Origin of the sequence: Microbacterium limosum (assembly GCF_036324365.1) — a bacterium.
GTDB classification, from domain to species: Bacteria; Actinomycetota; Actinomycetes; order Actinomycetales; family Microbacteriaceae; genus Microbacterium; species Microbacterium limosum.
This window is the reverse complement of record NZ_CP137080.1, coordinates 2448079-2460319: the sequence shown is the minus strand read 5'-3', so window position 1 is coordinate 2460319 and position 12241 is coordinate 2448079. Positions and strand designations below refer to the sequence as shown.

General features: G+C 73.3%; 15 protein-coding genes. 8 read left to right on the top strand and 7 right to left on the bottom strand.

Going from position 1 to position 12241, the window contains the following annotated elements:
• Positions 1-6: 6 nt before the first annotated feature.
• The 4 genes from RYJ27_RS11870 (at position 7) to RYJ27_RS11855 (ending at position 1655) form a co-directional block, all read left to right on the top strand.
• On the top strand, positions 7-210 hold the full coding sequence (locus tag RYJ27_RS11870) for a multidrug transporter (protein WP_330170505.1): 204 nt from the start codon (positions 7-9) through the stop codon (positions 208-210).
• On the top strand, positions 207-353 hold the full coding sequence (locus tag RYJ27_RS11865) for a hypothetical protein (RefSeq protein ID WP_330170504.1): 147 nt from the start codon (positions 207-209) through the stop codon (positions 351-353). The genes RYJ27_RS11870 and RYJ27_RS11865 overlap by 4 nt, the downstream gene beginning before the upstream one ends.
• Before the next feature lie 235 nt (positions 354-588).
• Positions 589-1125, top strand: a complete 537-nt coding sequence (locus RYJ27_RS11860; protein WP_330170503.1) for an NADPH-dependent FMN reductase — start codon at positions 589-591, stop codon at positions 1123-1125.
• The gene (locus tag RYJ27_RS11855) at positions 1122-1655 is read left to right on the top strand and encodes a flavin reductase family protein (protein WP_330170502.1); all 534 of its coding nucleotides are present in this window, start codon (positions 1122-1124) and stop codon (positions 1653-1655) included. The genes RYJ27_RS11860 and RYJ27_RS11855 overlap by 4 nt, the downstream gene beginning before the upstream one ends.
• 27 nt (positions 1656-1682) lie before the next feature.
• Here RYJ27_RS11855 and RYJ27_RS11850 read toward each other — a convergent pair whose 3' ends face one another.
• The 3 genes from RYJ27_RS11850 to RYJ27_RS11840 all read right to left on the bottom strand — a co-directional run bounded on the left by RYJ27_RS11850 (position 1683) and on the right by RYJ27_RS11840 (position 5003).
• The gene (locus RYJ27_RS11850; protein WP_330170501.1) at positions 1683-3146 is read right to left on the bottom strand and encodes a phytoene desaturase family protein; all 1464 of its coding nucleotides are present in this window, start codon (positions 3144-3146) and stop codon (positions 1683-1685) included.
• Entirely contained in the window at positions 3143-3658 is a 516-nt protein-coding gene (locus tag RYJ27_RS11845; protein WP_330170500.1) for an SRPBCC family protein, read from the bottom strand. Before RYJ27_RS11845 ends, RYJ27_RS11850 begins: the two co-directional genes overlap by 4 nt.
• An 88-nt stretch (positions 3659-3746) precedes the next feature.
• Positions 3747-5003, bottom strand: a complete 1257-nt coding sequence (locus tag RYJ27_RS11840; RefSeq protein WP_330170499.1) for a D-arabinono-1,4-lactone oxidase — start codon at positions 5001-5003, stop codon at positions 3747-3749.
• Between the two features lie 79 nt (positions 5004-5082).
• On the opposite strand from RYJ27_RS11840, the gene RYJ27_RS11835 reads away from it, so the two are divergent.
• Positions 5083-5634, top strand: coding sequence for a hypothetical protein (locus RYJ27_RS11835; protein WP_330170498.1), 552 nt, complete (start codon positions 5083-5085; stop codon positions 5632-5634).
• Between the two features lie 48 nt (positions 5635-5682).
• On the opposite strand, the gene RYJ27_RS11830 is transcribed toward RYJ27_RS11835, so the two are convergent.
• The 4 genes from RYJ27_RS11830 to RYJ27_RS11815 are packed head-to-tail and all read right to left on the bottom strand — an operon-like array spanning position 5683 to position 9510.
• Positions 5683-6462 (bottom strand): glycosyltransferase family 2 protein, encoded by a 780-nt coding sequence (locus tag RYJ27_RS11830; RefSeq protein ID WP_330170497.1) that lies wholly within the window; start codon positions 6460-6462, stop codon positions 5683-5685.
• Positions 6459-7847, bottom strand: coding sequence for a bifunctional PIG-L family deacetylase/class I SAM-dependent methyltransferase (locus RYJ27_RS11825; RefSeq protein ID WP_330170496.1), 1389 nt, complete (start codon positions 7845-7847; stop codon positions 6459-6461). Before RYJ27_RS11825 ends, RYJ27_RS11830 begins: the two co-directional genes overlap by 4 nt.
• Positions 7844-8953, bottom strand: coding sequence for an acyl-CoA dehydrogenase (locus tag RYJ27_RS11820; protein WP_330170495.1), 1110 nt, complete (start codon positions 8951-8953; stop codon positions 7844-7846). The genes RYJ27_RS11825 and RYJ27_RS11820 overlap by 4 nt, the downstream gene beginning before the upstream one ends.
• Complete coding sequence (locus RYJ27_RS11815; RefSeq protein ID WP_330170494.1) at positions 8950-9510, bottom strand: Dps family protein; 561 nt, start codon at positions 9508-9510, stop codon at positions 8950-8952. The genes RYJ27_RS11820 and RYJ27_RS11815 overlap by 4 nt, the downstream gene beginning before the upstream one ends.
• A gap of 210 nt (positions 9511-9720) precedes the next feature.
• On the opposite strand from RYJ27_RS11815, the gene RYJ27_RS11810 reads away from it, so the two are divergent.
• Genes RYJ27_RS11810 through RYJ27_RS11800 form a run of 3 tightly spaced genes read left to right on the top strand, consistent with a single transcriptional unit; the run spans position 9721 to position 12224 of the window.
• Positions 9721-10605: an SDR family oxidoreductase gene (locus RYJ27_RS11810; protein WP_330170493.1), complete on the top strand. Its 885-nt coding sequence runs from the start codon at positions 9721-9723 to the stop codon at positions 10603-10605.
• Positions 10606-10630: 25 nt separating this feature from the next.
• On the top strand, positions 10631-11494 hold the full coding sequence (locus RYJ27_RS11805; RefSeq protein WP_330170492.1) for a transposase: 864 nt from the start codon (positions 10631-10633) through the stop codon (positions 11492-11494).
• 31 nt (positions 11495-11525) lie between these two features.
• Positions 11526-12224, top strand: a complete 699-nt coding sequence (locus RYJ27_RS11800; protein WP_330170491.1) for a GTP pyrophosphokinase — start codon at positions 11526-11528, stop codon at positions 12222-12224.
• The last annotated feature ends 17 nt before the right edge of the window (positions 12225-12241 follow it).

The window sequence follows — 12241 nt, the reverse complement described above, 5'->3', positions numbered from 1 at the left end:
CGTCGCATGGACGCACACGAGACCGATCCCGCCAGCTCTGAGGAGAAACGGCACGACCAGCTCACGAGCGCGCCGCACGCGACCGAGGCCGACGCGGCGCCGCGCATCTCCGTCACGCAGGGCGATGGAGTGAAGCGGATCGACATCGTTCCGGATGCGGCGGTCCGGCCCGGTATGGACCCCGACGACGACCCCGAGGAGAACGCATGAGCGAGAAGAACCCCATCGACCCGTCGACCGACGAGCCGGGCGCCGAGGGCGTCCCCCAGGCACCGTCGCCGAGCGGAACGGGCGACCCCAACATCGATCGTCCCGAGGGCGGTCCCGTCCAGGTGGACGACTCGCAGGACTGATCCGGCGGCGGGACGGCGGGATAACGCTGCGGTAGGCCGCGGCGCGGCGCGGAAGGGCGAAACACCCCGGAAACCCGCGACCGCGCATAATGGCTGCGCAGCGTGAGCCGTTGCGGGCCCGCGGGGCCAAAAGATCCCGGCGGTGTATGAGGTGCGATGCGCCACGCGCGCCGGTGCGGCGGGTGGGCGGCGTCGTCCTTCGTTCCTGTTCACCGGTACGAATGTGAGAAGTGACATGACCCTGCACGTGACGACCGTCGTCGGCAACCCCAAGCCGGCGTCCCGTACGCGGAAGGTGGCCGAGCTGCTCGTGGAGAAGCTGCTCGTGCCCGGCACCTACGACCTCGAGGTCATCGACCTCGCCGACCACACCGACGAGATCTTCGCCTGGCCGTCGGAGAAGATGTCCGCGCTCAACGCCCGCGTCGCCGAGAGCGACCTGGCCGTGTTCGCGTCCCCCACCTACAAGGCGACCTACACGGGACTGCTGAAGGCGTTCCTCGACCGGTATCCGGCCAACGGACTTGCCGGCGTGACGGCCATTCCGGTGCACACGGGAGCCGATTTCACCCACTCGATGGGCCCGACCTTCACCCTCTCCCCGCTGCTGGTCGAGCTGGGGGCGACGGTGCCGGGCCGAGGCTTCTACCTCGCGCTCAGCCAGATGGACCAGCTCGCCGAGGTCGTGGATGCCGCGGCATCCGAGTACGCGGGCAACCTCGCCCGGCTCGCCCGCGTCGCTGCCGCGTCGGCGAGCCCCGTGGGCGCGTGAGGGAAGACGCCACGCCCGCCCTGGCCCCGACCTCGATCGAGGCGAGGCGCTTCCGGGATGCGCTGGGCCACTACGCCTCCGGACTGACCGTCGTCACCGGGACGGATGAAGGGGAGCCGGTGGGGTTCACCTGCCAGTCCTTCTCGTCCGTGTCGATCGATCCGCCGCTGGTGATGTTCAGCGTCATGCGCACGTCGACGTCCTATCCCCGGATCGCGGCGACCGGCCGCTTCGCGGTCAACGTCCTGGCACATGACCAGCACGCGCTGTCGAGCCGGTTCGCGCGCTCGGGCACGGACAAGTGGTCCGGGGTCTTGTGGCGCCCCTCGCCCGGCGGCAATCCGCTGATCGACGACACGCTCCTGTGGGTCGACTGCGATCTCTGGGCCGAGCACGAGGCCGGGGACCATCTCATCGTCATCGGTCGCGTCCGCGAGCTCAGTCCCCTCGCGGCCGACGGGCGCGGACCGCTGGTGTTCTTCCGGGGCGCGTACCGTCACCTGCGCGAGATCGACGAGTTCGGGGGCTGACGCCGGAGGCGGCCGGCGGCTCGCCCGTCAGGCGCCGGGTGAGAGGTTCGGCTCCTGCCGGACACCCATCTCGCGGCGGAGCGCACTGAGCGCGGCGCGCCACCCGGCGAGCCCGTGCACGCCGGGCCCGGGGCTCGTCGATGCCGATGCGAGGTACACCCCCGCCAGCGGTGTCCGCCACGGGTCGGGGCGCAGCACGGGCCGGCGCAGCAGCTGCGCGACGTCGGGGACCCCTGCCGCGATATCGCCGCCGGGGTAGTTCGCGTTGTGCGCCGCGACCTCCTGCGCCGTCGACGACGACGTGTGCAGGACGGTGTCGCGGAAGCCGGGCGCGAAGCGCTCGATCTGCCGGATGACGGCCTCGGTGCGGTCGGCGGTCGAGCCCGCGGGGACATGCGTGTACGTCCACAGCGTGTGCCGCCCCGTCGGGGCGCGGGTGTGGTCGAACAGGCTCGGCTGCGACGCGAGCACGTACGGGTCGTCGACGAGGCGGCCGTGCGCGACGGCGTTCTCGGCCGCGGCGATCTCCGCGCGGGAGCCGCCGACGTGCACCGTTCCCGCACGCCGCACCTCCGGGTTGGTCCACGGGACGGGCTCGGACAGCGCGAAGTCGACCTTCGCGACGGCGTTGCCGTAGCGGAACCCCTCCAGCGCGCGCCGATAGACGGCCGGGAGACGATGCGCGCTCATGCGCAGGAGAGCCCGCGGCGTGACGTCCAGCACGGTGATCCGCGCGGGCGGCAGCTCGGTGAGGCTGTCGATGCGGGTGCCGGTGAGGATGTCCCCCCCGTGCGCCCGGATGTCAGCGGCCATCGCCTCGGCGATCGCCTGCGATCCGCCGATCGGGATCGGCCACCCCCGCGCGTGCGCGTAGGTCGTCAGGGCGAGTCCCGCGCCCGCCGACGCGAGGCTCGGCAGGGGGAGGATCGTGTGGGCTGCGACCCCCGTCAGCATCGCCGGGGCAGCCTCCCCCGTGAAGCGCGCTCCCCAGAGCGCGCTTCCCTGCTCGAGGGTCGCGAGCCCGAAGCGCGCCGCGGTGAGCGGATGCCGCGGCATCCGCAGAAGCGTCGAGCCGGTCAGCTCCGCGACCTGCGCGGAGCGCTCCGCGAGCGGCCGCACGAGGGCGTCGTACGCGCGTCCGTCGCGGCCGAGCGCGTCGCGCGTACGGTCCAGGTCGCGGTAGGCGATGCCGGCGCGGCCGCCGTCGAGCGGGTGGGCGAAGGAGACGGCCGGAACCGCGAAGGCCACCCGCTGCGGCAGCGCGAACTCCCGGAAGAACCGGGACTCGAAAGCGAGGGGATGCACGGCCGAGCACACGTCGTGATGGAAGCCGGGTGCGGTCAGCTCCCGCGTCGACGAGCCGCCGCCGATGCGGTCGGAGGCTTCGAATACGCGCACGCGCAGCCCCGCCCGCGCGAGGGTGACGGCGGCGGCCAGCCCGTTCGGGCCCGCGCCGACGACGACGGCGTCGGCATCCGAACCCGCCGTCACGATGCGATTTCCTCCCCGGGCTCCGTCGGCTCGCCGTCCTCGGCGCGCTCCCGCTCCGCGGTCGACGGCTCCGGGCGGGACTCGTGGCCCTCGGCGATGTAGGCGAGCCGCAGCAGGGTCTCACGGTTGCGCAGATGCAGCATGATGTCGGCGACCGGACGGGGGACGAGGGTCGCTGGCCCGGCGACGGCGTCCTCCTGCATCCGGACGACGCAGCCGTCGCCGCGCGGCCGGACGTCGATGACGACCCGCGCCTCGCCGATCGGCCACCCCTTCGCCCGCAGCACCGCGCGGTGGGGCGGGTTCCACTCCTCGCAGCGGGTCTGGTCGTCGAGGACGAACGGCCAGGTGCCCACGGAGTGGTGCAGCTGGGATCCCGGTTGCGGCCAGGCCTCGTCGACGTCGCGCATGCGCGAGGCGCCGACGACCCAGCAGGGATAGAGCCACCCGTCGGCCAGGACGTCGAACACGGTCTGGGGCGGGCACTGGATGGCGCGAACGGTGGTCGACATGGGGGCTCCTCGGCATCGGACGTGTGTCCGAGGCTAGGGCAGCAGCGCCCCCGGAGGTACGGGGGTTGACGGAGCCGGCACCTCGGGGTCAGAGACCGATGCGCTCGAGGTAGGCGTTCCGGAACGCGCCGCGCGGGTCCCACGCGGCGCGGAGCGACCGGAACTCCTGCCACCGGGGATAGAGGGTGGGCAACGTCGACGGGTCGGCGGTGAAGAGCTTGCCCCAGTGCGCACGCGAGCCGAAGGGCGCCAGGGCCGCCTCGATGCGGGGCAGGAGCGCGCGGACGTCGTCTTCGCGCCGCTGCCATGTGAAGTGGACGCAGAGCGTGGAGCGTCCGAAGGCGCCGCTCAGCCACAGGTCGTCCGCGGCGATCGTGCGCAGCTCGGTCACGAGGACGAGCGGCGCGATCTCCTCCCGCAGCTCGCGGAGCGCCTGAAGGGCGTCCACGGCGTGCGATCGATCGATCAGATACTCGCTCTGCAGCTCATCGCCGGCGCTCGGCGTGAACTCGAGGCGGAAGTGGGGCAGCCGTTCGTGCCACGGCCCGCGCGCGCCGGCCTGGACCGTCGCCGGGGCGGGGTCGACGCCGGGGATCGGATGCCGCGGGCCGTCGGCGCGACGCGCGCCGGCGAGCTCCCTGGGCACCTCCCCGCGCGTCTTGACCCAGATCTGGTCGAGGGTCTGCTCGCGCTGCCACGTCGTGAAGACGCTGACCGAATCGCCCGCGCCCGTGACCGCGTCCAGGTCGGCGAGCACCGCGTCCCAGCGCGGGGCGTCGTAGACGGTCTGGGCGATGTCGTAGGCCGGCTCGATGTCCAGAGCGATCCGCGTGGTGACCCCCAGCGCGCCGAGGGAGACCACCGCCCCCTCGAAGTCCGGCTCGCCGCGGCTGATCCGGCGCGCCTCGCCGGCCGAGTCGACGATCTCGAGGGCTCGCACGGCGGTGGCGAGGCTGCCCTGCCGGTCGCCGGAACCGTGGGTGCCGGTCGCGATCGCGCCGGCCACCGAGATGTGGGGCAGGGAAGCCAGATTCGGGAGAGCCCAGCCGTACTCGTGGAGCGCGGAGGCGAGCTCTCCGTATCGGATGCCGCCTGGAACCTCCGCCACCCGCTCCGACGCGTCGATCTCGATGTCGCCCTCGAGGGTGTCGAGGCTGATGGCGACACCGTCCGTGTCGGCGATGTCGTTGAACGAGTGCCTGCTCCCGAGCACCTTCACGCGACCCGCGGTGCGTGCGATGTGCGCGACCTCGTCGATCGTGCGCGGGCGCTCGAGCCGGCTCGCGCCGTAGACGAGGTTTCCGGCCCAGTTGCGGCCGGGAGAGGGAGACGAGGCGTGCGGCATCCGGGTCCTTCCGTGACGGAGCGTCGGCGAGGCGCGCCCGTACCAGCCTAGCCACGCGGGCCCCTGGCACACTGGGCACATGTCACGCCGCCGCTCCGCCGCGCCGATGGAGGCGCCCGAGCATCGGTGGCCGCCGATCGTCGCCGTGCTCGGGGCCGTCGTGCTCTGGGTTCTGCTCCCGCCCTACTTCTTCCCGCCGCTGCAGTGGGGCGCGGCCATCGTGTGCGCGCTGCTGATCGTTCCGCTCGTCATCCTCAACCCGCGCCACATGACCCGTCAGACGGCATGGTCGCGTGCGCTGTCGCTCGCTCTCGCGTTCGTCGTGCTGCTGTTCACCCAGGTGCTGCTGGTCCAGCTCGTCCTCGAGCTGCTCACCGCGCCGCCCGCCACCGGAGTGATCATCCTCGTCGCCGCACTGCAGCTGTGGTCGACCAACGCCATCGCGTTCGGTCTCGTGTTCTGGGAGCTCGACGCCGGGGGGCCGGTCACGCGCGCGTCGACGACGCGGCCGGCGGCGGAGATGGATTTCGAGTTCCCCCAGTACACGCTGCCCGGCCGCTGCTCTGATCTCGCCTCGTTCGTGGTCGGATCGAACTGCCGCGTGGACTCCGGCTCCGTCGCGACGATCTGACCGGCCGGGTCCCTCTCTGTGCGCGCCGAGCCAGCCGCTCCAGGCGCGTCATCCTGCCACCGCCTGGACGCTCGCGTCGTCCGGCTGCGCCGTGCGCCCTTCCGTGGTGTCGCCGACGTCGCGCGCCGCCAGCGGCACCAGCTTCTCCCGCAGGTAGGCGGCGTAGCCGCCCGCGGTGCGGCCCACGGGGCGGCCCGACGTCTGCACCCAGGCGTCGTCGGATGCCGTGATCCGGGCGCCGATGCCCGCCGCGCGGTCGACGAGGCGCACGTCCTCGTGCTCGGGCACGGGGTCGAAGCCCCCCGCGGCCAGCAGCGTCGAGGCCCGGATGCCGAGGTTCGCGCCGTGCACGTGCCCGTTCGCCACCCCCGGCGTGTGCGTCGCCCACCAGGCGTCGGACTGCGCGCGGGTGAGGTCGCGGAAGTCGGGTCTGACCGTGCCGACGATGACGTCCGCGCCCGCCGCGGCCAGCTCGATCTGGTGCTCCAGCCAGTGCGCGGGCACGACGGAGTCCGCGTCGGTGTGCGCCGTCCACAGCCGCGAGGATGCGACTCTCGGGTGTGCGCGAAGCGCGGCCGTGACCCCCACCGTGCGGGCCACGCCGACGGCCCGCGCGTTGACGACGGAGACGCCGAGCGTGGATGCCGCGGCGATCGCCGCCGACGCGTCGGTGCAGGCATCCAGCACGAGATGCACCGTCACGAGCGCGACGCGGCGACGCACGCGCTCGACCGCCGCCCGGAGCGCGGCGAGGCAGTCGGGAAGCAGCGCCTCCTCGTTGTGCGCGGGGACGACGACGGCGAGGTTGGTGACGTGGTCGGCGGTCACGGTGCCAGCCCCTCCGCTCGGGCGACCGACGGCGTCGAGTCGGGGACGAGCACATCGAGCAGGAAGTCGTCCTCCTCGTGGCGCACCGCCCCGTGCAGCCCCGGTATCCGCCGCAGCGCGGCGTGGACCTCGTCACCGGACGCGGGGTGGTCGGCGACGGGATGGCGCCAGTGGCACGCCACGAGCGCGCCGTCGGGGGCGAGCGACTCCCGCAGGCGGGCGAGGGCGCGCGCCCGGTCGTCGGCATCCCAGTAGTACGCGATCTCAGACAGCACGATCAGCTCGAATCGACCGGACGGCCACTCCTCGGGCAGCCGCGCGCGTACGAGCGTCACGCGGGCGTCCGCTCCGATCCGGGCGGACGCCCGATCGAGGGCGCTCTGGGCGATGTCGAGCGCGACGACGCTGTCGCAGCGCTCGGCGAGGCGTTCGGTGAGCAGGCCGGTCGCGCACCCGAGCTCGAGCGCGCTGCCGTAGCGCGGGCGGGGGAGAGCGGCGAGGAGGAGATCGCGCTTGCGCCGCTCGTACCAGCGCGATTCGAACCCCCACGGATCGGTGTGACGGGCATAGAACCCGTCGAAGAACGCTGCGTCGAGCGACCCGGTCGGCGGGGTGGGGGTGGGCGGGGCGGGTGTCACGAACACCTCCGTGTCGCGTTCGAAGTGGGCCAGCATCTCCGGGGAGAGGATCGCCTCATCGCCCTCCGCGGGCGAGAGGGGCTGCGTCTGGCTCGCGTGGAGGCGGAGGGCCCGGGCCTTCGCCGCGCGCACATCGGGGCACAGCTCGAGGCGCATCCATCCGTCGGTGCGCACCGCCGCGGGATCGCCCCAGTGCCAGAGCCACACCGGGTAGCCGGCGTAGCGCGCGCCCGCGCGGCGCGCCGCACTGGCGGCGACCTCGCCCATCACCCGGTGATCGCGATGCCCGTCGCCGTCCCACGGGGCGACGACCAGCACCCTCGGTCCCTCGGTGGCGCCGACGATCGCATCGACACCGCGCGCCAGGCGGGATCGGCGCTCGCGGAGCATGCCGTCGCCGAGGCCCAGGAAATGCACCGCGGAACCCGGAGCCAGCACGTCGAGCGCCCGCGTCGCCTCGGTGCGTCGCGCGCGGGCCAGCGCGGGCGCCGTCCACGTCGGGGAGCCGGGGTGCGACGCCTCGCCGTCGGTGGCGATGATGACGGTGCACGGGATGCCGTGGGCGGCCGCCGTCGCGAGCAGTCCGCCCGCGCCGAGCGTTTCGTCGTCGGGGTGCGCCGCGCAGACGACGAGCGCGTCGAGCGCCGCGGCGTCGATCCGCAGCTCGGGAGAAGACCGCCACGGCGCATGCTCGCGCCATTCGGACTCCCCGGTGCCCGCCTCCCGGTGGTCGAAGACGGTCGTCACCGTGCACCCGCGCCGGGCTCGGCGGTCAGCGCGGTGCCGAGCCGCGCCAGATCGCGCCCGCCGTGATGCTGCCTCAGGTACACCCGGAGGTCGGCCACGCGGCGCGCATGATCCTCGTCGGCGGTCAGCGGTGCGGGCCCGAGCGCGGTGTCCGCGATCGCGATCACCCGCTCCACGGCGTCGGAGACGACCGCTCGCACGCGCTCGGCGATCACCCGGGCCTCGTCGGCGTTCGCCCCGGCGTCCTCCTGGCGCGCCGCCTCTGCGAGCGCGAGGCCCGCGGCCCACAGGCGGCTGTCGGCCTCGCCGAGCCACGCACGCGAGAGCTGGTCCGCGCCGGAGCGCGCCGACGCCGCGCGGAGGGCGTCGAGCAACGGGAGGGCGCCGCCCCACCAGCACGCGGCGACACCGGCGCCTCCCCAGCGGAATCCCGGTCGGCTCAGATACCACCCCGGCGCTCCGACGGGCGTAGCGGGCGTCGCGGTGAAATCGACGGGCGTGCTGGAGATCTGGGATAGTCCCCGCGAGACCCACGGGCCGCCGTGGGCCGCCACGGCGTCGCTGCGCAGATCGACGGCGAACAGGGCCCGCTCGTCGTCGCTCACCCACGCCGTGACGAGGGCGTGCGAGAGCCGGCCCGCGAGGGAGCACCACGGCTTGGTGCCCTCCAGCACCCACCCGTCGCCCGCGCGGGTCGCCGTGAGCCGCGTCCCCCGCGCCTCCGCGGCGAACACCCCCCACGACGAATCGCCCGTCGCGTTCACGGCGCGACGCACGGCATCCACCGGGCGCCCCGCCCCGGCCGCTTGATGGAGGATCGCGAGGGCGTCGAGGTGGGGCTCGAGGATGCGGGCGGCGGCGACATCGCGCCGGGCGCTGGTGGCCAGGATCTCCCACAGCTCGCGGGTGCGGCCCGTGCCGGGGGCGGGCGCGGATCTGCCGACTTCGACGGCCCAGTCGATCGTCGCATCCACGTGGACGCCGAAGCCGACGACGTCGCCCATCGACGATGCCGCCGCCACCGCACCGGGAGTGGGGCGGTCTCCGAGCGTCGCCGGTTCCACAAGCGCTCCCGCAACAGCCCCCGGCGCGGTGGGGAGCGTCACCGTCCCGTGGGGGTGCGCTTCTCGGCGCTGACCATCCACGAGAACTGCTCGAGCCCCTCGAGCACGCCGTGCAGGATGTCCGCGGTCGTGGGGTCTTCGTCGTCGACGGGGTCGTGCACCTCGCGCACCGTGGCGATGACGGCGTCGAGCCGTTCGGTCACCAGATCGATCGTCTCGGCGGTGGACACCTCGCCGTGCGGGAACTCGGGCAGTGTCGTCATCTCCGCGACGGTGTCGGAACGCCCGTCGGGCAGGGCGTGCAAGGCTCGCATGCGCTCCGCGACCTGGTCGCTGTATCCGCGGGCGGCCTCGATGATCTCGTCGAGCTGCAGGTGCATGTCGCGGAAGTTGGCGCCCACGACGTTCCAGTGCGCCTGCTTGCCCTGCAGCGAGAGCTCGATGAGGTCGACGAGCACGCGCTGCATGTTCTCGCTGAGCTGCGCAGAGGCGCGGAAACCCGTCTCGGCGTTCTGCTCCTTCGTCAGCCCCGCACCCCGGCCGGGGCGACGGCGGCCCTTCGTCGTCGAGGTGGTGTCACTCTTCTTCGTCTCGGCCATTGCTGATCTCCTTCCGCGGTCGCACGGGCGACCGCACTCGGTCGGTCTCACGGTAGGAGGAGGCGCCGACGCGGCACGGGGGATTGCCCGTCGCGCGTCGTGCTGCTATGCGCTTTCGCCCCTATGCGGCCGGTGGTCCGGATGTCAAGGGCCTGCGTGGGGTCGGAGGGCGTCCCTAGCGTCGGAGACGTCGAACGAGAGGAGCCAGCGATGGCGAACGAGCAGACCGACCCCACGACCAAACACCACGACGAGGGATTCCCGGGCCAGGAGCAGGATCAGCCGGCCACGACCGGCCCGATGACGCCGCAGCCCGACCACGGCGAGGACAGCTACGTCGGTCACGGCCTGCTCGAGGGCCGCCGCGCGCTCATCACCGGCGGCGACTCCGGCATCGGGCGCGCCGTCGCGATCGCCTTCGCCAGGGAGGGGGCGGATGTCGCGATCGCGCACATGCCCGAGGAGGAGCAGGACGCGGCATCCACGGTCTCGCTCGTCGAGGCGGCGGGTCGGCGCGCCGTCGCCTTCGCCGGCGACGTGCGCGACGAGGCGTTCGCCACGTCGATCGTGGAGGACACCGTCGCTCAGCTCGGCGGCCTCGACGTCGTCGTGCTGAACGCCGCGTACCAGAAGGACCGGGAAAGCCTCGCGTCCCTTCCGACCGAGGAGTTCGACCGCGTCTTCCGCACCAACCTCTACGGCCTCATCTGGAGCGCCCGGGCGGCCGTCCCGCACCTGGAGGCAGGGGCCTCGATCATCGTCACCTCGTCGGTGCAGGCGTTCAACCCTTCGCCCGGACTGATCGACTACGCGATGACCAAGGCCGCCCAGGTGGCGTTCGTGAAGGCCCTCGCGGGCGAGCTCGGCGAAAAGGGCATCCGCGTGAACGCGGTCGCCCCCGGACCGGTGTGGACCCCCCTCATCCCCGGCACGGGCTGGGACGAGGAGCGGCTGGCGACCTTCGGGCAGGACGCGCCGCTCGGTCGGGCCGGGCAGCCTGCCGAGCTGGCCGGCGCCTACGTCTACCTCGCGTCCGAAGCGGCAACGTACGTGTCGGGTGCCGTGCTGCCGGTGACGGGCGGCAAGCCGCTCTGACGGCGAGTAGCGGGAGAATGGCGTCGTGGCGGACACGGAGGTCGATGAGGCGGCCGCGCGTCTGTACGGACTGCGCCCCGACGAGTTCACCGCGGCACGGGATGCCGCGGCGTCCGAGGCGGGCGAGCGTTCCGCGTCTCGCGCGATCAGGGCCCTGCGCCGTCCCTCCGTCGCGGCATGGGCCGTCAACGTCCTCGTCCGCGCCGACCCCGGCAGGTTCGAGGAGGTGCTGGCGCTCGCCGCGGAGCTGCGCGAGGCGCAGGACGACCTCGATGCGACGGCTCTGACCGCGCTCAACCGGCAGCGACGCGACCTCGTCGCGGCGCTCACCCGCGACGCCGTCTCCCTCGCCGGCGAGGCCGGGGTATCGGTCAGCGCAGCGTCCCGCGACGACGTCGCGCGCACGCTGAACGCCGCACTGCGAGACGCCGGGGCGGCGGTCGCGGTGCAGACGGGACGCCTCGTGCGGGCGCTGGATGCCTCGGGGCTCGACCCCGTCGACCTCTCCGGTGCCGTCGGGGGCGGGACTCCCGGGGGCGGGGCACGCGTAGCCGCGGCGCCGCGCGACGATCCTGCGGAGCTCCGGGCGCGCCGCGCCGCCGAGAAGGCCGTCCGGGAGGCGGAGCGCGGAGCCACCGACGCGGACCGCGATCTGGCGGCGGCGCGGGCGCGCGAGGAGAAGGCCCGCGAGCGGTCGGCGCTGCTGAGCGAGCGGGTGTCCGCCCTCGAGCAGGAGCTCGCGCGCGTCGCTGCGCAGGCGGACGAGGCGGCTGCCGAAGCCGACCGGCACGCGCGGGAGAGGGATGCCGCCGCTGCGCGCGCGCGGGAGGCGGCGACGCGGGCGGAGCGCGCTCGTGCCGCGCTGGCTGCGGCATCCGATTCCCAGTGACCTCGTAACCGGGGCGCCTAGCGTTCTGCCCATGTCGGTCTCGCTCGATGACGCCTCGTTCTCCGCCACCCTGCGAGAGATGAGGGCCCTGCGCGACGAGTTCCAGCGGTTCCTGCTGGAGTACCGGTTCGGTCTGCAGGAGGTGGAGACGAAGATCGCGATCCTGCGCGACGAGTTCCAGCACATGCACGACTACAATCCGATCGAGCATGTGACGAGCCGGGTCAAGTCGCCCGACAGCCTCACCGAGAAGGTGTCGCGCAAGGGGATCGAACCCGACTTCGCCGCGATCCGACGGCACATCACGGATGTCGCGGGCATCCGTGTCACCGTCAGCTTCGTCGCCGACGCCTACCGCCTGTTCGACCTGCTCACGGCCCAGGACGACATCTCCGTCCGCACGGTGAAGGACTACATCGCCCGGCCGAAGGCGAACGGATACAAGAGCCTGCACGCGATCGTGGAGGTTCCCGTGTTCCTCTCGACGGGCCGCGTGGACGTGCCGGTCGAGGTGCAGTTCCGCACCATCGCGATGGACTTCTGGGCCAGCCTCGAGCACAAGATCTACTACAAGTACGACCGTCAGGTGCCCGCGGGCCTGCTGGCCTCGCTCAAGGACGCGGCCGATACCGCCGCCGAGCTCGACGCACGAATGGAGCGCCTTCACCACCAGGTGCACGGCGCCGCCGAGACGCCGCCGGCCCCGCCGCCTCGCCCGCTCGCGGTCTGACGAGCACGGCCCGAAAC